Annotated in this window: 16 protein-coding genes; 6 read left to right on the top strand and 10 right to left on the bottom strand. The window is 35.3% G+C overall.

What is annotated here, in order from left to right; translation table 11 throughout:
* The first annotated feature begins 220 nt into the window (after positions 1–220).
* The 5 genes from EP747_RS11255 (at position 221) to EP747_RS11230 (ending at position 4,397) form a co-directional block, all read left to right on the top strand.
* On the top strand, positions 221–1,651 hold the full coding sequence (locus EP747_RS11255) for a spore germination protein (protein WP_129689959.1): 1,431 nt from the start codon (positions 221–223) through the stop codon (positions 1,649–1,651).
* 6 nt (positions 1,652–1,657) lie between these two features.
* Complete coding sequence (locus EP747_RS11250; RefSeq protein ID WP_129689957.1) at positions 1,658–2,755, top strand: GerAB/ArcD/ProY family transporter; 1,098 nt, start codon at positions 1,658–1,660, stop codon at positions 2,753–2,755.
* Positions 2,752–3,021: a hypothetical protein gene (locus EP747_RS11245; RefSeq protein WP_129689955.1), complete on the top strand. Its 270-nt coding sequence runs from the start codon at positions 2,752–2,754 to the stop codon at positions 3,019–3,021. The genes EP747_RS11250 and EP747_RS11245 overlap by 4 nt, the downstream gene beginning before the upstream one ends.
* Before the next feature lie 23 nt (positions 3,022–3,044).
* Positions 3,045–3,869 (top strand): Ger(x)C family spore germination C-terminal domain-containing protein, encoded by an 825-nt coding sequence (locus EP747_RS11240; protein WP_129689953.1) that lies wholly within the window; start codon positions 3,045–3,047, stop codon positions 3,867–3,869.
* Positions 3,870–4,097: 228 nt separating this feature from the next.
* The gene (locus EP747_RS11230) at positions 4,098–4,397 is read left to right on the top strand and encodes a spore germination protein (protein ID WP_129689951.1); all 300 of its coding nucleotides are present in this window, start codon (positions 4,098–4,100) and stop codon (positions 4,395–4,397) included.
* A 665-nt stretch (positions 4,398–5,062) separates the two neighbouring features.
* On the opposite strand, the gene EP747_RS25355 is transcribed toward EP747_RS11230, so the two are convergent.
* From EP747_RS25355 to EP747_RS11215, 4 genes are all read right to left on the bottom strand, one after another.
* The gene (locus EP747_RS25355) at positions 5,063–5,188 is read right to left on the bottom strand and encodes a hypothetical protein (RefSeq protein ID WP_419179307.1); all 126 of its coding nucleotides are present in this window, start codon (positions 5,186–5,188) and stop codon (positions 5,063–5,065) included.
* 78 nt (positions 5,189–5,266) lie between these two features.
* On the bottom strand, positions 5,267–10,525 hold the full coding sequence (locus EP747_RS25090; protein ID WP_129689949.1) for a S8 family serine peptidase: 5,259 nt from the start codon (positions 10,523–10,525) through the stop codon (positions 5,267–5,269).
* A gap of 584 nt (positions 10,526–11,109) precedes the next feature.
* Entirely contained in the window at positions 11,110–14,601 is a 3,492-nt protein-coding gene (locus EP747_RS25205; protein WP_328590724.1) for a S8 family serine peptidase, read from the bottom strand.
* Positions 14,602–15,140: 539 nt separating this feature from the next.
* Entirely contained in the window at positions 15,141–15,389 is a 249-nt protein-coding gene (locus tag EP747_RS11215) for a hypothetical protein (protein WP_129689947.1), read from the bottom strand.
* 633 nt (positions 15,390–16,022) lie between these two features.
* On the opposite strand from EP747_RS11215, the gene EP747_RS11210 reads away from it, so the two are divergent.
* Positions 16,023–16,982, top strand: coding sequence for a LysR family transcriptional regulator (locus EP747_RS11210; protein ID WP_165346997.1), 960 nt, complete (start codon positions 16,023–16,025; stop codon positions 16,980–16,982).
* 279 nt (positions 16,983–17,261) lie between these two features.
* Here EP747_RS11210 and EP747_RS11200 read toward each other — a convergent pair whose 3' ends face one another.
* From EP747_RS11200 to EP747_RS11175, 6 genes are all read right to left on the bottom strand, one after another.
* On the bottom strand, positions 17,262–17,831 hold the full coding sequence (locus tag EP747_RS11200; protein ID WP_129689941.1) for a manganese catalase family protein: 570 nt from the start codon (positions 17,829–17,831) through the stop codon (positions 17,262–17,264).
* Between the two features lie 15 nt (positions 17,832–17,846).
* On the bottom strand, positions 17,847–18,110 hold the full coding sequence (locus tag EP747_RS11195; RefSeq protein ID WP_129689939.1) for a spore coat protein CotJB: 264 nt from the start codon (positions 18,108–18,110) through the stop codon (positions 17,847–17,849).
* A gap of 3 nt (positions 18,111–18,113) precedes the next feature.
* The gene (locus EP747_RS11190) at positions 18,114–18,356 is read right to left on the bottom strand and encodes a spore coat associated protein CotJA (protein WP_129689937.1); all 243 of its coding nucleotides are present in this window, start codon (positions 18,354–18,356) and stop codon (positions 18,114–18,116) included.
* A 73-nt stretch (positions 18,357–18,429) separates the two neighbouring features.
* Positions 18,430–19,911: a flavin monoamine oxidase family protein gene (locus EP747_RS11185; protein WP_129689936.1), complete on the bottom strand. Its 1,482-nt coding sequence runs from the start codon at positions 19,909–19,911 to the stop codon at positions 18,430–18,432.
* Between the two features lie 167 nt (positions 19,912–20,078).
* A complete protein-coding gene (locus tag EP747_RS11180; RefSeq protein ID WP_129689935.1) occupies positions 20,079–21,026 on the bottom strand; it encodes a type II secretion system F family protein in 948 nt (315 codons plus the stop codon).
* Positions 21,027–21,028: 2 nt separating this feature from the next.
* Positions 21,029–21,991 carry a type II secretion system F family protein gene (locus EP747_RS11175; protein WP_129689934.1) on the bottom strand — a complete coding sequence of 321 codons (963 nt, stop codon included), beginning with the start codon at positions 21,989–21,991 and terminating at the stop codon, positions 21,029–21,031.
* Between the last annotated feature and the right edge of the window lies 1 nt (position 21,992).

Below are 21,992 nucleotides of genomic sequence, written 5' to 3'. Positions count from 1 at the left end.
GATTCATTCGTTTGCCAAACAGAATCGATTTTTCTAGGATTAAAATGAGCCAGTAAAAATAGGCGAGCGACCACTAGGTATGTGAGGGTCGCTTTTTTCGTTCGTTCAGAAACAAAAAATTAGTAAGGAATTTTTAACCAAAAATAACATTGATTGCTAGGTAAGGAAATCGAACTCAACGGGAAATGTAAGGTTAACTTGAAGAAAGGAGAGTCTCTTCATGAAAATTGAACCACTTATAGATGCAAATGAAAAAAACCTTCGAGAGATGTTGCTTAATACCTCCGATTTTAAAACAAGTGATGTGCGTGTTGGGGAAGAATGGTACCGTCTTTACTACTTAGATACGATGATTGACTCAGCTGTTGTGCATGAACACATCATCCGCCCGTTACTTCATACACAGTACACGAGTGTTCGTGAAGCGGTAAACATTCTTAATTATCAAGAAACTGAAATGTTAGCTGACGTATCAAAAGCACTAGTCGCAGGAAAAACAGTGGTTCAAAAAAATGGAGAACCAATCTGTTATCTATTAGACACTGAACTAACAAATGAACGTACCGTTACCATTCCAATGAATGAACGTGTTTTACGTGGTTCTCATAAAGCACTAAATGAAAATATCGATACAAATGTAAACATGTTACGCAAATTAGCGGAAACACCAGATCTGATCGTAAAAAGTTACACAGTTGGGCGTCGTTCGAATACAAAAGTGGCCGTTTTATACTTGCATTCATTAGCGAACGAAGTCGTCTTAATGGAATTAGAGAAAAAAATCGCCAGTATCGATATCGATTATGTCGAGTCGCCTGGTTTTGTAGAGGAATTAATAAGTGATGATAAATTTTCACTATTTCCGAAATTTCTCATCTCTGAACGTACAGACCGAATCCGATCTTATCTAATGGATGGGAAAATTGCCATTTTAACAGATGGGTCACCGGAATGTGTTATTCTTCCGGTTTCATTTTGGTCCTTTTTCCAAACACCTGATGACTATCAAGTTGGTTGGATTATTGGTAGTATGTTTCGTTTTCTTCGTATTGTTTGTTTCATCTTTGCTATTTCATTACCAGGATTGTATGTAGCACTCGTAACATTCGACCCACGAATTATTCCATTTGAAATTGCCTTATCACTTAAAAGTTCAATGCAATTGGTTGCTTTACCTCCAATTTTAGAAGCGTTAATCATGCTTGTTACGCTCGAAATCTTACGTGAATCAGCCGTTCGACTACCAGGTCCGATCGGTCAAACAATTGGGGTGGTTGGTGGAATTGTCATTGGTACAGTCGTTGTTCAAACGAATCTGATTTCAAATATGATGGTAGTCGTTACTGCGATCACGGGTGTATCTTCTTTTATTATTCCTTCATACGAAATGAGTAATGTCGCAAGATTCATAACGTACCCCTTCTTAGTGATGGCTTCTATTTTTGGATTGATTGGGTTAGAGATTAGCTTCTTTTTGTTATTGACGCATTTAGCTCGGATTCACACGATAGGGATTCCTTATTTTTATGCGTGGTTTACCAAAGATGCGATAAAAGATACCCTATTTCGAGCACCGATCAAACGTCTAAAAAAACGACCAATCGAAAGTGTCGCAAAAGATATGACAAGACTAAAGAATCCAAAGGGGTAGTTGAAGATGATTCATCTGAAAAAGATTTCAATTAACCAACTGATATGCCTTGTGATTACAACACAAATTGGCGCACATGTCTTGTCGATACCGTACCACGAATCTCGCCATACAGGATATGATGCATGGATGTCTGTTTTGGTTGGAGGTGTGTTCTCACAAGTAGTGATACTAGTGATTTATCGACTTGGTAAGCGTTATCCTACATTAACATTTCAGCAGTATCTCTATCAGATTGTTGGAAGACCAATTGGTGTCATTTTAAACTTATTGCTTGCCCTTTTTTGCGCGCAGAATTGTATCATTGTTGTGATCTCTTATGCAGATATCCTTCATCGGTGGGTGTTATATGAAACACCTTGGATTGTACTTATCGGTTTTTCGTTTCTGATGGCAGCCTATACCGCATCTTCTTCGCTAAGGAGTATTTCGACCGTCTCACAATCCGTACTCACATTGTTTGTTATTTGTGCGGTGATTATCATTATAAGTGGCATAGGTAAAGGGAGTTGGCTTCATTTCTTACCGATTGGCACACATGGAATCGGGGCGGTCTTAAAGGACTCGATTCCAACATTTTGGGCGTATACTGGATTCGAATTACTTCTATACGTTTTTCCATTTGTACAGTGTAAAAAAAAGATTGAGATATTATTTGCAATGTCTATTGCAAACGGAATTACGACATTCTTTTATACGTTGATAGCCATCATCGTCACCTATAATTTTAGCGAAACCCAATTAAATACCATTACAGAACCAATGGTGTTCATTTTACGTAAATTCAGGTGGCCTGTCGTGCAAAGTTTAGATATCGTCTTCATGACGATTTGGTTATCTGTCACAACGGCGACCGTCTATATGTACTTATTTTTGTCTGCACGGTATGTCGCAAGTATACGAAAAAATGAAATCAATCGTCATTCTTTATTGGTTTGGTTGATTGCCTTTTTTGGCTTTGTCATTGCTTGCTTTTGTGCTGATAGACAACGAATTTTTCGTTATTCCGATGTTAACAATGTTATTTCTTTCATCATGATCGTTGTGCTACCAACAGCTCTTTTGCTTGGTTCGATTCTACGTGAAAAGGTGGCAAATGGATGAGAAAAGTTGCCATTTTACTGTTGTTGTTGCCACTTTTAACAGGTTGTTGGGACCGCTTACCTTTAAGAAAATTACAATTTGTCGATATTGCAGGACTCGATTGGAATGAAATGAATCGTGAAGTCGAATTAAATTATGTCGTCACAAACATAAAAAGTACTGGTCTAGGTTCAGGTGAACCAGTTTCTGATACGGTTGTATTAAAAGGAGCGAATGTTGTTGAAGCAATTAGTCAAGGGGAGTATATTGATCAAGCGCCTTTTTAGGAATCAGTACAGGGATTTATTTAATGAGTGAATCATTTGTGAAAAACGATCCAATTTCGCAACTTAATTTTTTACTGCATGCACCGTATTCGTCTATTAACACACCGGTTGTTGTATTCAAGGGGGACTTAGCAACATTTTTAAAAACAACTCCGAAACAAAATGGAAATTTCACTAGTAATTTTTATTCCTTTAACTTGGCGTTAAATAAGAATAGTATCATTCCTAGTGTGACGATGATGCAATTATTAGAATCAAAAGAAGACGAATTAGTAAATCTTGCAATTCCTGTTGTGAAGCAAAAAGAGCAGGGTACAGAATTAGATGGTGCTCTATTATTTAGCCATGGAAAAAATACTGATGTAGAACTCAATAAAGAACAATTGCGTATGTTGATGTTACTAAATGGGAAAGAAAAAGGAAGACAACGATATAGTGGTAAATTAGAGAAAGTTAGTGAGGAAAAGAACGCTTATCGTAGTTACAGCTTTTCATTAAGAAAAGGAACTTCAACTGTACGTGTGATACCACAATCAAAAAGACCACCAAAAGTGAATATCAATGTTAACATCGACATCAATGTATTCGATTTTGGAAAAGCATATCACCAACTTGATGCAAAATATGTGAATAAAATCGAAAAAGAACTAGGTAATCAATTAGACAAAAAAGCATTAGAGACCATTCAAACCATGCAAAAAGCGAATTGTGATTTAATCAGGATTGGCGAACGAATCAAGGCGTATCATCCGAAAATATGGCAATCAATGGACTGGAAAGCAGACTTTCCGCATATGAATATCGAACCACATTTTCAGGTACATATCTTAAATGTCGATCGAATGTAGGCGATGCGTATTTCTCAACTGTTCGATGTAATGGTTGATTTGAATGCGCCTTATTTGGTGATGAAGACATTAAAAAAGGGTTTGCCAATATAGACAAAGCCTTTTCTTATTCACATACATTTCGATTCATGGGGAATCAACTGGATTACTTGTTGCGACACAAGATTGGAAGGAACGCTCAATTGAAGAACTGTATAGTGAGTGTTCAATTAAGGGGCCGATTCAAGGATTTACAGAAAGTGCACAACGAATATCTATTTACTCAGAAATATACTTCGAACACCTTCACATACGATTGAAAGTGACTCATATGGTAAAGAATCAAAAACGTCGATCACGATTATTTACTTAAACGACACAGTTGACCAAGCCGTATTGAAAATAGTAAAAGAACGAATTGGAGCAATCAACGTTGACTATATATTGGAATCAAGAATCGTTGAAGATGCACTCGAAGGAAAACCATTAACGTTTTTTAATTTGCTAATGAGTACTGACCGAATTGACCGAACAACCTCAGCACTCTAATCATGAAAAAATTGCCGTTTTTGTTGAACAAATCCTAAACGTCGCCCTGGAGAATTTCAAGATATAATTCATAGAGGAAATTTAACTAATTTAAATAACAAAACACATGGTTTTCCCAATAAACAAAAGAATCGCAAATAATTTGTAGGGAGAATATAAATAAAGAAAAAACATACCTACTTTTGTTGAACTATTGCATGCTTTAGTTGAAGAAAATCCTAAAAGGACTGTCTAAAATTGACAGTCCTCTTTCATTTACTAAATATCAACATTTTACTCTAATAGAACCTTTTCAAAAAAATAAGACAAGAAATACAAAATTTGTATTCTTGTCTTTTATTATTTTTAAGGGGAAATTTGTATTTGAAAAAAGATGTTCTAATCGTATTACTTTCAAAAAGGGTGATTAATCTCATGTCTTAATAATATAATAATCCCCTTTTTTGTCATTTAGTAGATTTCAATACCCCTCCAAACAAAACCAAGGACATTTCGAAAGCTATAAATCTACTAACATATATTACTTAATTGTTACAGTACGTTTTACTTCAACGCTTTTGTTTGAGACACTATCAATTGCATAAAGTGTAATCGTATTTTTACCTTTAGCTAATTTAGTTAAATTTACTGTAAATGTTCCACTAGTTGAACTTTAATTTTTGTTACTACTTTACTACCAAAGGTGCTGTTTTGTCTAAAACCTTAATAGTAGAAGCAGAACTTTGGCTTCCAGCTTTATCTTTTGCAGTAACCGAAAGGATTGTTCCCGCTTTTTGTTTAGTACAGTTGATACTAAATTTACCTTTAGAATCAACTGTACCCGTTACAATTGTCTTGTTTAAATGATCAGCGTCTCTCCATTTTTATTACTATTTGTTTAAAACGACTGTTTCAGTTGCAGCACTCACATTCCCTGCAGCATCTTTTGCCGTAACAGTGATGACAATTCCAGTGAACTCGCCATAATCTCTATGAGGTATTGCTAAGCTGAAGTCCCCATTTTTATCTGCTTGTACTTCACTCACTTCATTTTTGATTTTTATCGTAACCGTCGCATTTGCTTCGGTTTTACCTGTTATGGTTTGATCTTTTTTCGTTACTTTATTAACGATTGGTGCATCTGGTGCTGTACGGTCTATTACCACAATCGATGCTGGTTCACTTTGATTTCCAGACTCATTAGTAGCACTTACTGTTAATACACTGTCTGCAATTTGTGGTTTAATTTGAATAGTATAGTTACCATTTGCATCAGTTTTTCCTGAACCTACTACATTACCATTATTTTTTACAACAATATTAACGTTTGCATTTGCTTTACCAGTAATCGTTGGATCATTATCATCAATTACATCAATTGTTGGTGTTAAAAGTAATGTTGTCATCTGAATAACATTCGAATAACCACCGTTAAGTGTTCCATTCAAACCACCCGTTACTACCAATCTAAAACGGTAGTACGTACTATCGCTTAATCCTGTCACTTTCGCACTAGTTGAGCTAACTGTAATCGGTGCTTCCAGTTTTGCATCCATCCAAGTGAAGCTATCTGGCCACGTGATACCGTCCTTGCTTGATTGTTGCTGAATTTTCACGCCGTTTGTACCAGCAGAATCTACCGCTAACCAATTAAGTGTAGCTGAGTTAGCATTTTTTGAATCAACTTTAAACGTGATTACATTGCTGTATACTTTTGCTAAATTGAAGAAATCTGTTGCGTACATATCTTTACCGTCAACTTTGATGACTTCTTTTGGTTTTGTCGTTACATCTGGATTTGATTTATAAATATTATTTGCAACAGACTGCATGTCTTTTTTATCAACAATACCGTCTTTGTTAAAATCTTCAATTAGATAATTCACATTATCCTGTTGTCCCATTTTATCAAATACTTGCTTCGCATCTAAGACATCGATTATACCATCGCCATTTACTTCTCCAGCTAAAGCTTGCGGTTGAGCACCTGCGACGAATTTTATTTCACCCATGTCTTCGCCCCAAGATGTTTTTGTACCAAGCTTCACTTTTTGGATACTTTTTAAATAGCCTGGCGCTTCAAATACGATATCATATGGGTCATTTGAAAGTGGAATATTATGAATATCAATATAGTTTTTTTCAGCAACTGTTCCTGGGTATTTCTTCCCATCAGAACTTTGAGCATAGGCACTTGTTACAAACTTCGAAAGGCCCGAATCTTTTAAAGGTGATCCTACTCCTTGTAAACGTGCAAATGACGTTACATAAGAGTGTGTTGGAATAATTTTAAAACTATCAATTTGGTTAAACGCAGGGATTTCTGTCGCTTCCGTTTCACCTTTTTTCGTATAAGAAAACGTTGTTGTATTGTCATTTGGATTAATATTCGAATAAAGAATATTATACTCATCATTGTATAATTTAAATGTGACATCAAGGAATGGCATGTCGCCACTAAACCCTTCATTTCCGCTAACATGTGCACCTACTTTTACGATATCTTGTCTTTCCAAAGTTGGGTTTGGACTAACGACTGGCTCGTCTACTTTCACAGTTAGACCATTTGCATCTGCATATTCTTTGAACTTTGGATTTACTTTTACATCAACAAATTTAAGATAATCCTTGTAGAAGCTAGCGTTATATGAACCAGAAATCAATTTTTCAACATTGTTCAAACTTAAGGTCATCGTCAATGTATCATCTTTATATAATTTATGTTTATCGTACGATGGAACAACATAAGGTGAACCTTCTTTAATAAACGCATAATTATAAAATTCATTTAACAGATGGGCATTTCCTGCTTTATCCATTGGGAATAGAGTTACGGTAGCTGGACCCTTCTCGATATCCTGTCTTTCGATAGCGAATTTCGCATCTCCATTTGAATCAACTGGAAAATCTCCATCTGGGAATACTTTCTGGTTGAAGTAATACCAAAGCGTGTTATCTGATTGAGTGATTCCAGACGGTGCTAATTTACTTGTCCCTTCATCATAAAGTTTTGTATGAACCCAAAATGCATTATACGCTACACCTTCATATGATTCTGTTGTAAAGTCCGATTCTTTTAACTCGTATACCTTACCTGGTTCATGGTCCTTAAATGTCAGCTCAGGTAACTTATTATCGATCACAAACTGTAGCAATGGTGTTTCATATTTAGTTGTGCCGTCGATATCTGTAAATCTTAATTTTACGAAATATTGACCTTCTGTTAATTTTCCGTGTGGTGCGTTTACATCCACAATCTCATTCTTTGGATCGCCAACATATGGTAGGTAATCATTTGTAGCAATTCCCGCCCATATATCTTGATTAAGCGTTTTTGTTGCCGCATTTGAAATTTCTTCATTTTTAGATGTCGTTCCTATTGGTCGACTATCTTTGTCATAAAGAATTACTCGAACAGACTTCATCGGACTATTTAATCTGTATTTTGCATATGCTACACCTGGCGTAGTCATAAATGGGTGCGCAGGCAACCAACTCACCTGACTGACAGCAGGATTCGCCATTGAGCTACTTCCAATCCCTTGTTCAACTGCACGTACTGCAAACGGTAATCGATATTTCTCCGCAGGATTATCATGGTTAACAACATTCACATAACCTTCATATCTACCTGATTGAGCAGTTGATGGAACACTAATCGTCGCTGTTAAACTTGAAGAAGCTCCAGCATCAACCGTAACTGATTGAGTAGATGTCGTTATGACTACATTATTTGAAACTGCGTCTAGTACACCAGTTTTCGCTTTCGAATATTCATAACTAATATCAAATTGTTTTGATTGTGTACCTTTATTTTTAATAGTGAAATTTTTAACACCAGTATTTGAACCTGTTGCTTTTTTATAGATCGTACCATAAACGAACGATCCAGTTTTATCGTCAATCGGCTTATTAGTTCCGCTTCCAGCATCAAAGTTTAACGTCTGGTTCAGAACTTCAATCGAAACGTCTGAATGAACTGCTTCTTTCACATCAACTAATCCAGCTCCTACTTCATACACAGAATAATCTCCATTTAATTTATCTGCTGTATTCTGTAACGCTTCTTTAACTTGAGCAGGTGTGTAGTCTGGATGAGCTTGTAAAATAAGAGCTGCAATTCCCGCAACATGTGGTGTTGCCATAGACGTACCTGAAATACGAGCGTATGCTGACGAATAATCGATTCCATCTTCTGGACTATGAACATATTCAGGATAAGAAGAATAAACTGATACACCCGGTGCTACAATATCAGGTTTCACATCATAGGAGTAGTTTACTGGTCCTCTAGAACTGAAGCTTGCCAGATGATTTCCGTCCGTGATAAACGAACCAGCACCTGTAAACTTAATTGAAGATGTTGCTGCCGCAGCTTTTAAACGTTCTCCATCCGCTTTCGGAAGACGGTAAGTCGGTATAAGACCAACATCTTGTGCTAGATAATTGTCTATATCACCGTCAATATTGTTATACATAACTACAGCTACAGCTCCAGCATTTTTTGCATTTCTAATTTTTTCCGCAAGTGCATACGTACCACGCTGAATTAATGCTACTTTACCTGTTAAATCGATCTTTTGACCATTTGCTTCTTTAAAATCATCAGCACCACCTAAACCAACATATACAACAGGATATGAGTTATCAACAAGCTTGTTTAAATCATCATTATACCCCATACCTAATAGCTTCATATTGCTGAAAGTTTCGGCACCTACAGTAGCTGATGCTGTAGGAATATTCATTGAAAAATCGCTAGCTCCAACTGAAATCGCTAATGCTGCTGTACCTGGCGAACCAAGTGTACCTTCATTTGGCCCAGAGTTACCAGCTGCAACAACACAAGTTACACCAGCTAGTGTAGCAGTATTTATTGCTGCCGAAGTTGGATAAAATGGGTCGTTCACTGTAGCGCCTAGCGATAAATTAATGACGTTCATTCCATCTTTTACGGCTTTATCAATACCTGCAAGAACAGCATCAGTAGAGCCACTGCCATAAGGTCCTAATACACGATAAGTATATAAATCAACATCAGGCGCTACACCTAACACTGGATATTTAATATTGTTTTTTGCTTGTCCTGCAATCGTTCCTGAAACGTGAGTGCCGTGATAAGTATAATATACCCCACCTTCATTAACTGGAGAACCAGCTTTTTTCCAATCATCTAAAGTCGTCTCCATTGGATCTGCATCATTATCAACAAAGTCCCAACCTTTTACAGTAGTAGGGTCAATGCTTGCTGGATCTTCCCCATTTACTTTACGATAACCTTTATATACACCCGTTAAATCTGGATGATTGTAATCAGTCCCAGTGTCGATAACACCGACTTTGATTCCCTTACCTTTAATACCTTCTTTATGCAAGTCTTCTATTCCTGGAAGCGGAATTGAATTCTCTTCAACTGTGTCCGGATAGTTATTTTGTACTACAGTATCTTGTTTAACAGATGTTGATGAAGATACTGCTTTCCCACTTATGTTTGTAGAAGTACCATTATCTTTAGTACCTAGCTCACTCGGGTCAAGCTTTACAACTTCATTTTTATAAATTCGGTTTACTATACCTGATTCTAATAATTGGTTCACATAATTTCCAGGTAGTGTCATTGCCACTCCGTTGAATGCGTTCTTATATTCACGTGTAATTTGAATGTCTGATTGATTAGTAGTGTTAGATGGAGTATTTTCATTAGGTGTAATCGCATAAGTACTAATTGTATTCGATCCACCTCTTGCTGGTACCATTTTTTCAACAAAATCTTTAAACAGTTTATGACTATCATTTACATCTTGAGTCGCTTCTTTTAGCGAAAGTTCATTGCCTGCTACTTGTTGTTGTAATACTGCTACTTTTGCTGGAGCTTGTTTAAATTGTACAATTACTCTAACTGGTGCAGAGTTGTTTACGTTTATTTTTGGATCGATTTGAACTTCACTTTCTGTACTAAAACTTTTCAGAACATTTACTTGCTCAGGTGTTAAATTTGATGAATTCGATTGACTACCTGTACTTGTTCCTGCGATCGTGTTTTGTTGGATATTGCTTGCTGCTAACACGTTATACGGAACTGCTGTAGAAAGTAATACGCCACCGATTGTTGCACTTGCAAGTACTTTTCTAATTTTGTACTTTCCCATTTGTTATCCCCCTTAAAATAGTCAGTTGATAAAACACGCTCTTTTAACTATTAGAATCTTACAAATTTTCATAAGATTTAAATGTTAAAATCATTTTACTAAATTCGACATATATCGTGTATTGGGGAATTTCATGTCGTGTATTGAGGAATTCCGTACTTTTTTATTCAACTAAACTACTAAATTTGTTAATACTTGGTAATATTTTCGGTGGTTTAAAAGTGAGATACTGAAAAAATTCTCGTTATACTTAGATCTTCCTAACTTTTTTAATTATTGGGGGAAATTAATAGATTCTACGAAAATGGGAGAATGAAATTATTAGTTTTTTTTAATTTACCCAAATATTCACAACACTTCATATATAAGTAAATTAAACAAAAAATAAAAAACTGTCGAATTTTGAGTACAGTTGAGATGAGCTACTTCGATTACAGAAGTGTATGGAACAAATTAAATTTTTTAGATTTGACATAAAATTTCTTTGTTTAATGATGTACAATTGCAATTCGATCTAAATATTTATAATAAAAGAGGGTCTCCAAAAAGTATGACTTTTGGAGACACCCTCTTTCTTCCACGTATTAATGTGCTACGTTGATCTTTTGTGATGCAACTGCTGTAAGTTTAAATCCTTCCACATTTTCGCCTTCCGCATAAAGCGTATAAGTTCCATTTGGTACTTCCGGACCTGGCGTCCATGAGAATCGGACTTGATCTTCACGCGGATATTCTTTAGTGAACACAACATTACCGTTTGCGTCCTTAATATAGAAGGTCCAGTGGAGTTTATTATCTGAGAATGCGATAATTTTTGCTGGACTGTTTTCGTTTACTTTCGTATAGTTTTGTACTCCCAAATACTGTATCAACATACCCGATCTAATGTAAGAAGTGTCTCCCCATACCGTATAGCCTTCATTGTATGCAGAGTCTTCTGCCATGACGACAATGCTATTTGGTGCTTTCTTTACGATCATGCTCGTTGCACCTGGCTTCAAGACGTTATATACTCCATCTAGATAAACAACGGATTGCAAGTAGCCTACTCCACCTTCATTGTCCGCTATATCAAACGAGATTTGGAACTTTCCATCCGCTGTCGGAGTCACTTGAATATTTGATGCGTGTGGCGCTTTTGAGTCTACTTTTACCGGAATCTCTGTTGTCTGCGGTCTTGCACCAGGATAATCAAGAGTTGAACGTAACACGTATTTATAATCACCGTCCGGGACAGTATTTCCATTTTCATCTGTCGCCTTCCAATAATATTGATCCATGTCAATAATTGGGTAGTACGTATTGCCCGTACTCATGATATTTTTCTGGAATTTCCACGGCTCGCCTGTGAATTCACTATAGTCCCCTAAGTATTGTACTTGATTACCGTCTTTGTCGACGATATATGCTTCAAGCTTTGATAAGTTACGTAGCACCGTGAATGTTGGAATGATTCCATTATTAATAGAATATGGCGATACACCAACACGGCCTGGGGTATATTTATGTGTAACTGGATCCAGTGCTAGCGGTGAATCAGAGATATCATCCCAAAGAGTCGTGTAACCTAAGAACGCATCATTATTCTCAGGAGACGGGTCAATGTTTTTCGGCTCATCCCATTTCCCGTAAAAGCCCATGTATGGCATTGATAACGGAACAACTTTGTCGCTCTTATTATTAGATGTTGGCACTAAGCGTACGAATCCTTCCACGAATGTATTTTTCTTCATATTGTCTGGAAGCTGTACATCAATGCTTAATTCTTTTTGCTTGCCACGCTTGATCGTAATTGATTCTCCGCCGTTCACATGAACGTCTGCTCCTTCGATACGCGTCATTTTGGTTGTATTATAATCATTTTCGCGTGTGCTGAATCCGAACGGCGCCAAATCATAGGACGCATGTGTTCTTTCGTCGGTTAACACGTCGACAACGACTTTGTATTCCATCGAATCTGGAACATCTATGCCATTTAGTGCTTGCATTTCAAGCTTCATATTGAAATGATTGTCACCGATTTCGTGAAGAGCTACACTTCCGGATTGCTCAAGCGGAGCGCGCTTGTTACTTATCAATACTGGCGTATCAATCGCATTTTGAATCTCCATTAAGCCAGAACCTTGCATACGTGGAGAATACGGAAGCTCGTTCTTTGTTCTTGGATCAGCAATGATGTTTGCTGTATTCATCAGTGCAAGTTTTGCTAATAAAGCTGAATCTTCATTTTTCGCTATACCCTTTTTACGCATAGATTCCATCAATAACGCCGCTCCTCCTGCTACTTGAGGAGTTGCCATAGATGTTCCACTCATAACTTGGTATTTATTGTTTGGAATCGTTGAATAAATTTGTCCCCCTACACCAGTGATTTCCGGTTTGAAATCAAGATTTTCAGGCGTTCCCCAGGAAGAAAAGTATGAAATAGTGTTTTTTAGTGGATTGTCAACCCAAGTCCCTTTGGATAATTTAAAGTTTACTTTTTGTCCTGATTGTAGTTTAGCAATAAGATTTTGTCCGTCCGTCTTGCTTGTCGAAATAACTGGTATCGACGTCGATACTAACTGGATTTGCGGGTAATCTGTCATGGTAGTCGGTGGAACAAAAATCGTTGCCACAGCACCTTTCTTTTTCGCTTCACTTTGTACATATAAATAATTGGCGTAAGTAGTCTTCGGCTGGCAAATCATGATTTTACCTGTTAAATCCAAGTTTGCGATGTCGGTGCTTTTTCCTTCCACACCGTTCACCACTTCGTACTCTTTACTCGGATCAAGCTTGTCCCCTAGCACAAACCCAGAATATGTTTGGTCCTGGTAGGCAAGTTCACTTCCATCTGAAAGGTGAAGCGAATTCATTTGAATGTTGTTGTTTTCATAACTTGCAACTGACAACGCAAATGGGCTAACTCCAGGTGATCCAACCACACCGATATCCGGATTATCCGCATATGGCATTAATGAACTCATCATCATATTGTTCTTTGAAGAGTATGATGCATTACCGCCTGCTACTACCACTAATACACCTTGCTCAGTTGCTTCACGAATTGCTTGTTGAACCGGGTCTTCACTTTCGCTTACAGGACCTGCATCAGTACCTAAGCTCATGTTAATAACATCTGCGCCCATTTGTACTGCGTGCTGGATTCCCGCAATGAGATCATCTTCTTGAGCGCCGCCGCCTTTATTAGAGAAAATTTTCTCAGCCAAAATCTGCACACCTGGAGCGATTCCTTTTACGCCGTTAGTTGCTTCATTTCCGTTTGCTGAAATAATACCAGATACGTGCATACCGTGCGGACTGCCTGCTGGGAATACATCGTTATCGTTATCAGCCCAGTCATAACCTGTTGGGACTTTGTCAGAGTACCAAACATCGTTTGCTTCAGTTGAAGCAAGTTTTGCTTCAATATTTGAAGACGTAAGTTTTTCTGCAGCCAATCCTTTGTCAGTTAAGGTCATGTCGTGGTGCTTGTAGTCGACACCTGAATCAAGAACTGCAACTAGCATTCCTTCACCTTCATAACCCATAGATTGCCAAACTTTTTGCGCTTGCACTAAGCCTTTGCTTTCATCTGCTGCTTCTGTGTAAGTACGTGCGATATGAACGCGCTTGACTCCTTCAATTTTTTTGATGTCTTTTAAGTCTTTGAATTTTGTTTCCATAGAGAATCCGTTAAACCCTTTATTGAAACGATGTCTAACGGCTTTAGACTGCCCTTTTGGTAATTTATCGATTACTTGATCTTGGACCTTTTCGTAAGACGTGCTAGTTTCATCGGATGGAGTATCTAACTCAACAATCACGCGTACGTCTTGGTCTGGAGAAAATTGATTACTTTTGTTTTTAAGAACGTTTTGGTAATCCATAGGATCATTGCTTACTTCTTCGGATCCATTTTGCTGTTCAGCTTGTAAAATCTCGTGACCTGTTTTTAAGATATCTTGCAAGCTAATGCTGTCATTTGAACTATCATCCAGTGTTTCCGCAGATACAGCTATATTGGATAACAGCATCGCACTAAGTACTGCAGTTGTCATTACTTTAAAAGGTACTTTCTTCCAATTATTCAATTCTACTCTCTCCCTTTATTAGACGCTTTCTACACATTCTCAATAATAGGAATTTTCATAAAAATTGTAAATCGGGGGAATATAGTACGTTTTCTTTGTCATTTTTTTACAAAAATCTACAAAAAAATACAAATTATATTAGATCTTCACATAAAATAAACTCGGTTTTAGTAGAAATTTATTAAATTAATTGTAGCATCTTGAATGATACACGATAATGATTTGGGGAATGTTTAAAAAATGTTTTGAATTTCCAATTAAAATTAACTCGATTTTAGTAGAAATTTATTAAATTAATTGTAGTATTTTGAATGATACACGATAATGATTTGGGGAATATTTAAAAATTTTTTTGAAAAAAGATGTTATTTTTATAAAACAAAAGTCATTTTAATTAGAACAAGAATTGTAATAGATTTTATTCATATGTTTTGTTAATAAAAAAAGCAGCCACTGGAATAGGCTACTCTTACACTTTAACTAATAGAAAAAATATTGTTCTACACAAGTTGTATAAACAATAATTTTAAATTTGTTTGCTAAAAACAAATTTCTTGAAAATTAGCAGGAACAAACCTACTACCTATGACTGGGTTGTTTTCAAATTCGATAAAGTCTCCAACATACGCTTCTGGCAACTCAATTCCGATCAGTTTCACATCGGGTAAATGACTTAGAAATTTGGAACGAAATTCTCTTGCCACTTCAATTGTGTTAAAAACATTGAAATAGGCTACCGCTCCTGCTTGAATCGGATCACTAAAGTGATCTTCCACCCATTTTTCCATTTCTTCATAGCTGCTTTCTGAGATCTTTAATTGTTGAGCGTATTATTGCTTTCTTTCCTTTGAACGTCCCCATAAAAACACTGATATCTGGGTAAAAATCAGTCAGACAATTACTAGCTGATAAGATTTGTTCAGACACCAAGTCTTTATCCATGTATTCAACTAATATATACTTCTTTCTTACTCTTTTTTTCCTATTTATAACGCTGATTATTCAGCCAAACTGCCATTATGTTGAATAACGATCCTATAATCACGAGTCCAGAACTTTTACAAGTTTTGGATCCTGTCGTTTGTTCATAAAAAAAACGCCGAAGCAGTCGATCGTTGTTCAACTAATGCAATGCGTTAGTCATATAACGCTTGGAGCTAAACATGTCCTAATTTCAGATTAATTTATAAATATTCGAAATTGCGTAGCTGGTAATTGGGCTATTTAGATTAGCTACAGAATTTCTTGAATCATTTATAAAGAATATAAAATTGTATATTAAGTAGTTCTTAAACAAAAAATAAAAAGATACAAAAAAAGGAAAAAACAGAAGTTTAAATCCTTTTTCAAGATAGCCAGTGTATTCTTAGAATAATATTGCACTGTTTATGTTGGCCCAAACTTTTTGTGGAGGTAAAAATATGAATTTTGATCAAATGTTGCATATAGTCACTGTCTCAAATGAAATGTCTATTACAAAAGCTGCAGAAAAACTATTTATATCTACTTCAGGGTTGAGTCAATCAATTACTCAATTAGAAAATGAGCTAGGAATTAAAATTTTTAATCGAACAAAAAAAAGTATTACGCCTACTTTTGAAGGTAAAATAGTTATTTCAGAAGCTAATAATATATTGAAATCCATAAATAGTATGAATAATAAGATTAATATTTATAAAAATAAAAATGAAAAGCATTTAGATATTGTCTTTACTACTGGTATAAGTAATCTACTTTTAGATACACTTCATAATTATAAGTCGAAAAATAAAGACATTTCATTTGATATGATTGAGAAGGATTTTACGGAAGTAATTGAATTTTTTATAAAAGAAAATTATGACTTTGCAATTACATACTCTCCTTTAGAAAGTTTTAATAAGCTAAAAAATATAGGCTACAAACTTTTACTTAGATCTTCTTTTTGTGTTGGTGCAGGAAAAAAATCACCTTTTTATTCTCTTGAATATATAACTCCATCTGAACTAAACAATACCAAAATATTATGGGATAAACGTTCACATTTTAATTTATTATCAAAATTGTTTAACCTAACTTCAGATCAAATGTTTTTACACGCATATTCGGAAAGATTTCTTATCCAGATGGCAAAAGAGAGTGATGCAATTTTTATTATGCCGGAAATTGCATTAATTAATTATGAGATGGTATTAGAAGGAGATATAAAATTTATTCCAATTAAAGAAAATAATCAAATGATCGGGTTAGATTTTTGGCTTATTTATTTTGAGACAAGGGGTTTGTCTAATTTAGCTACAGAAATTATTAAAAATTTTTACGAGTATATAGATAACGTTGTTAAGAAAAATGAGAATTTAAAAGGAGTTGAATTGTTCCCTATAAAGTGGGACACAGATTAAATGGTCCGGTATTTAACTGGAATCATTTTATTTAGTCCATTGTGGACGGTCGTGATCCAGGTTAAAAATCTAGTATCAATTGATATTCCTTTATTAATGATTAATGAAATAATAATTACAAAAATGAAAATCAATAAAAAATTTTTAATTCTACTAAATAAATATCCCCTTTTTATAGTTCACAACTTAATGAATAAAGTACATTTCTTGTTCGTATTTTTCCAAAGCAAAAAACCTGCTCCCGATAAAATATCAGGAACAGGTTTTAAAAATTAAGTATTAAAAAATCTTCCGCTGTTGTCGATCCTCTTTCAGAATTTCTACAGCTTCTCTAAATCTCTGCGAATGTATAATCTCTCGTTCTCTTAAAAATCTTAAGCTATCATTTAAATCAGGGTCATCAGAAAGATCAATGATCCATTGATACGTTGCTCTAGCTTTTTCTTCAGCTGCAATATCTTCATATAAGTCCGCGATTGGATCGCCTTTCGCTTGAATATATGCTGCGGTAAATGGAACACCGTCTGCGTTATGATAGAACAGTGCACTATCATGAGATGCATAATGGGTATCTAATCCGGCAGCTTTCATTTGGTCTGGGGTTGCGTCTTTTGTTAGCTTATAAATCATCGTCGCAATCATTTCTAAATGTGCAAATTCCTCTGTCCCGATATCTGTTAATAGTCCTATAACTTTATCCGGAATTGTATATCGCTGATTTAAGTATCTTAAAGCAGCTGCTAACTCACCGTCTGCTCCTCCATATTGTTCAACTAAAAATTTGGCAAGCATAGGGTTACAAGTACTTACTTTAACTGGATATTGTAATTTTTTTTCATAAATCCACATTAATACTCCCTCCTTTTATACCTGCCATGGCCAAGGGCCTTTATGCCAGTTCCAGTTTTGATCTGAATAACTGTTACCATATTGAAATAATGGACCATATTTTGATTCGAAATTAGCTTCGATTTGTTTTTTATATTGAACATATTGGTTAAATTGGTTAATTGCATTTTGATCATCTGGATGAGTATCTAAATATAAAGTTAATTCTACAAGTACGAAACCAACAGCTTGCAGTTCCTCTAAATCTTGATAGTACTCTGGAGGAAGTTGCTGAGTCATTTTTTAATCCCTCCTAACTTTATATGGATTTTCGTAATAGTCATAAAAAACTTTCCATAACGTACCTTTTTTTAATGCCTCTTTGTAAGAAAATTGCTCTAGTCCTGGTGGTTGAAACCCTAAATATAAATGTGGAGGTGTTGAGTAATATTTCGTACCAATTGGTGGACACGGATCATTCGGGCCATGAAAAACATTCCATGATTTTACAGGGGTAAATTGTAGTCCTTGATTATTTTCGTTCAAACTGATCACTCCCTCAAATAAAAAGACATCCACTATTTTCACTATATTCAACGGAAATATAAAAAATGAATTTTTATCGTTCAATGAAGGTTCTGCTATTTACTTCAAAAGCTGACCTAATGCCAGATTCGATTGCACCTTCAATCCATGCAGGCGCAGATGATGTATGTTCACCAGCAAAATGAACTCGCCCCTCAGGAGTGGAAATATACGGTGTCAGCTCTCTATTTTGTTCTGGCTTGAACATAGAAAACGCTCCCCCAGAGTATGGATAAAGAGCCCAGCTATGAGTGTAACCTGTAATAAATTCTGTATATACTTGATTACCATGTATAGTTGCTAAATCTCTTAAAGCATTCATTATTCGGTCGTTTTCAGACATACTATCCCAAATCAATGCATCATCTTCCCAAGTATAACTAGCTAAAACGATTCCCGATCCATTTTTACCATTATGGTTGCTTGGATAATATGCAAATCGGATTGGTAAATCTGTTGTTAATTTCCCACCTAATGTCCCATCTTTCTCCCAAAATCTAGTTTTAAACTGAAGTCCAATTTTAGTAGAGGGAACATAGTGTAACTCTCTAATTGCTTTCCATTTATCATAAGAAAATGAATTTCTTGGAATCACTTCTATGAAATTTAATAACGAAAAGGGGATAGTAATAATGGCATAGTCAGCAGTAGTTTGATAAGGCAGATGGCTTGTATAATGATCTGAGTGAATTGTTACTTGATTATTTTCTTGCACGATTTTATTCATTTTTTGTCCAAAGAATAGATTATCCTTTAATTGTGTTAAAAACTTTCTAGGTAGTTGATCATTTCCACCAGTAATCTCATAAAATTTAATTTCCTTTGAAAATAATACAATAAACTCTCTTAAAATAGCAGTAAAGGCAAGTTCAGGAAATCCTTCCATCCCTTGAAGTACTTTTACTTTTTCCACTGCACCAAGTGATAAAGGAGTTCCAATTGGGTTATACCTTAAAAATGAATCCATTGAATGATGATCATAATTTTCAATAATGGTTTTCCAATTTTCATCAGGGTTTTGTTTAATAAAATCCATTGCGGACTTTAGCGACCTTTCAATTAACTGGTCTACATTTATCCCTTTTTCATTGGCCGCTACACGATAACCTAAAATATCTGGATTTTGTTCATATTGCTTCTGAGTTGTTTTTATCCCGTTAACGTAGATAATATCCTCTGACTTCCCATTTATAAATTCATTTACTTTTAAGTTAAATTTATTTATATATTCAAGTACAAGTTTGTGATCAGAAGCAATACGCATTGCACCCAATTCCAAGTATTGATCATTAATAAAAGGTGCTCTTTTCGTAAAAATTCGTCCACCTACTCGACCATTCGCCTCTATAATCGTCACTTCATGTCCTGCTTCCTTTAATAAAGAACCTGCTACTAATCCTGATATTCCCGCTCCTACTATAACAATCTTTTTCGGATTATTTGTCTTCTCTAGTCCATTTTGAATTAAAGTAACCATTTCATCCTTCGATAAACGCCTACCTGATGTACTATTCATGTTCCCTCTCCTAAAAAATTATTTTAGTTCATAAGATTTTTATTCAGTGAAATATTTCATTAGAATAACAAATCGAATTATGCATTAATTTTTTAGGTAATTTTTAACAGTTCAATTAATTGTTGTTTAATAAAAAAACACTCACTAATAAAATTAGTAAGTGTTTTTTATCCTCCAAAGAGACTTTTTGTAATAATTTGGATTACTACAGGGCCGAGTATAACAATAAATAGAGATGGGAAAATGAAAAAAATCATTGGAAACAACATTTTAATAGGGGCTTTCATGGCCTGTTCGCGTGCAGCTTCACGACGTTGTTCTCTAATGCGTGTTGTCATATTTCGAAGCACCTTCGCCATACCAATCCCTAATTGATCTGCTTGAATGAGGGATGTAATGATACTTTGAAATGTATCAGATGGAACACGCTTTCTTAGATCATAAAAAGCTTCTCTTCTTGATTTGCCAAGCTTCATATCTTCCAATGTTTGTTTGAACTCTTCTGTAATTGGACCCTTCATTTTTTGGCATACAACTGAAATAGCAGCGTCTAATCCCATTCCAGCTTCAATAAGTAGATTTACCATATCAAAAAAGTCAGCCATATTTTTATTAATTTCTTTTACACGTTGAGTCTTTTTCTTACCTAAATAAAATATCGGGTAACGATATCCGATCATAGCAACCGCTATAGCCATGATCCATAGCATCGATTTATTATTAGCAATAGGGAGAAATAAAATAAAAATCAATACTCCGCCACCAGCACTTAACAAAATCTGAATTAATCGAAATTCAATTGCTGATAGTTTAAAAGATAATCCTGCATCACGTAGCATGACATCTAGTTTTTTTAGATTAGTTTTAGAAGCTCGATTACTAACTTGCTGGACACCTTTTTCCCAGAATACTTTTAACAGTGTATTTGTCTTAATTGTTCTTCCACTTCTCCCCATATCTAACTTATTTTTGGTGCTATTTCTCTCCCCTAAATAGGTATGAACACGCTGGTTAAAAGTAGTTTTTCTTTGATAAAGCGAAAACAAAAACATCACACCTGCTGTTAACAACGTAAAACAAACAGCAGTTAACAGAAAGATAATAAACTGTAGCATCTTCACACCTCAATTTTGATAATCTTCTGAATAACGAACCATCCAATTAAACAAGAAATGCTTGCAGCAAAAATCATAAACAAACCTAAAGGGTGATGAAGCATTGGTCTGAAATAATCCGGACTAAAAAAATACAAATAAAACGCTAACCCTACAGGTAATAACGTTATTATCCAAGAAGACATTTTCCCTTGAGCAGTTAATGTTTTTAATTCCTCTAGTATTCGAATTCTTCCACGTATTGTATCTTCCATCGTTTCCATTAGTTCAGCTATGTTTCCCCCGCTCGTTCGTTGAGCTAGAATAGCTTGTACAACTACTTCGAGCTCTTTATTTGGTAGTCTATCTAATAAATCTTGAAAAGCTTTTTCAAAAGATACGCCAAGCCCTACTTCTTGAACTACTCGTTCGAATTCAGGTCCTAATGGATCTGGCATTTCCTTTCCAGCTAATTGGACTGCCTGCATAAAGCTAAAGCCTGATCTCATAGAGTTCGCCATCATACCTAATGTTTCAATAAGCTGTGTGGATATTAGATTTAATCGTTTGTTTCTCTTTCTTTCTATATTATAAGAAGGAAGTACAAACCCAGCTATTAACGCTACAATCACTAAAAAAATACTCAAATTAATTAATAAAGCAAATAAACCAGAGCCAATTGCGGCAACAATTCTTAAAGCAAAAAATTCTTCTGGTTTTAACTTACTACCTGCTTCCTGAAGCTTTTTTTCAGATTTCTGTACAAATCTAACTCCATAAAACGATTTTGAGATTGCAGTAATAACTCCACTAAAAAGACTTTCCTTTTTTTCATTTGTATTTGCTACCTCTCCAATAGAGGATGAAGGAATAAAATCATTAATCCGTCGGTTTGCACGTCTTCGTTTTATCCCATTGTTAACCACAACATAAAAAAGAAGAGCTGAAACAGTGGATACAATTAATAATTCTAAAAATACTTTCATA

Source organism: Gottfriedia acidiceleris (genome assembly GCF_004138285.1).
Lineage (GTDB): Bacteria > Bacillota > Bacilli > Bacillales > Bacillaceae_G > Gottfriedia > Gottfriedia acidiceleris_A.
Note: the sequence above shows the minus strand (reverse complement) of the source record. Positions and strands in the feature narration are given on the sequence as shown.

Coding starts and splice junctions, on each gene's coding strand:
- EP747_RS11255 (WP_129689959.1), top strand. CDS start 221: ATGAAAATTGAACCACTTATAGATGCAAATGAAAAAAACCTTCGAGAG.
- EP747_RS11250 (WP_129689957.1), top strand. CDS start 1,658: ATGATTCATCTGAAAAAGATTTCAATTAACCAACTGATATGCCTTGTG.
- EP747_RS11245 (WP_129689955.1), top strand. CDS start 2,752: ATGAGAAAAGTTGCCATTTTACTGTTGTTGTTGCCACTTTTAACAGGT.
- EP747_RS11240 (WP_129689953.1), top strand. CDS start 3,045: ATGAGTGAATCATTTGTGAAAAACGATCCAATTTCGCAACTTAATTTT.
- EP747_RS25090 (WP_129689949.1), bottom strand. CDS start 10,525: ATGGGAAAGTACAAAATTAGAAAAGTACTTGCAAGTGCAACAATCGGT.
- EP747_RS11215 (WP_129689947.1), bottom strand. CDS start 15,389: ATGGAAAAATGGGTGGAAGATCACTTTAGTGATCCGATTCAAGCAGGA.
- EP747_RS11210 (WP_165346997.1), top strand. CDS start 16,023: ATGAATTTTGATCAAATGTTGCATATAGTCACTGTCTCAAATGAAATG.
- EP747_RS11200 (WP_129689941.1), bottom strand. CDS start 17,831: ATGTGGATTTATGAAAAAAAATTACAATATCCAGTTAAAGTAAGTACT.
- EP747_RS11195 (WP_129689939.1), bottom strand. CDS start 18,110: ATGACTCAGCAACTTCCTCCAGAGTACTATCAAGATTTAGAGGAACTG.
- EP747_RS11185 (WP_129689936.1), bottom strand. CDS start 19,911: ATGAATAGTACATCAGGTAGGCGTTTATCGAAGGATGAAATGGTTACT.
- EP747_RS11180 (WP_129689935.1), bottom strand. CDS start 21,026: ATGCTACAGTTTATTATCTTTCTGTTAACTGCTGTTTGTTTTACGTTG.
- EP747_RS11175 (WP_129689934.1), bottom strand. CDS start 21,991: ATGAAAGTATTTTTAGAATTATTAATTGTATCCACTGTTTCAGCTCTT.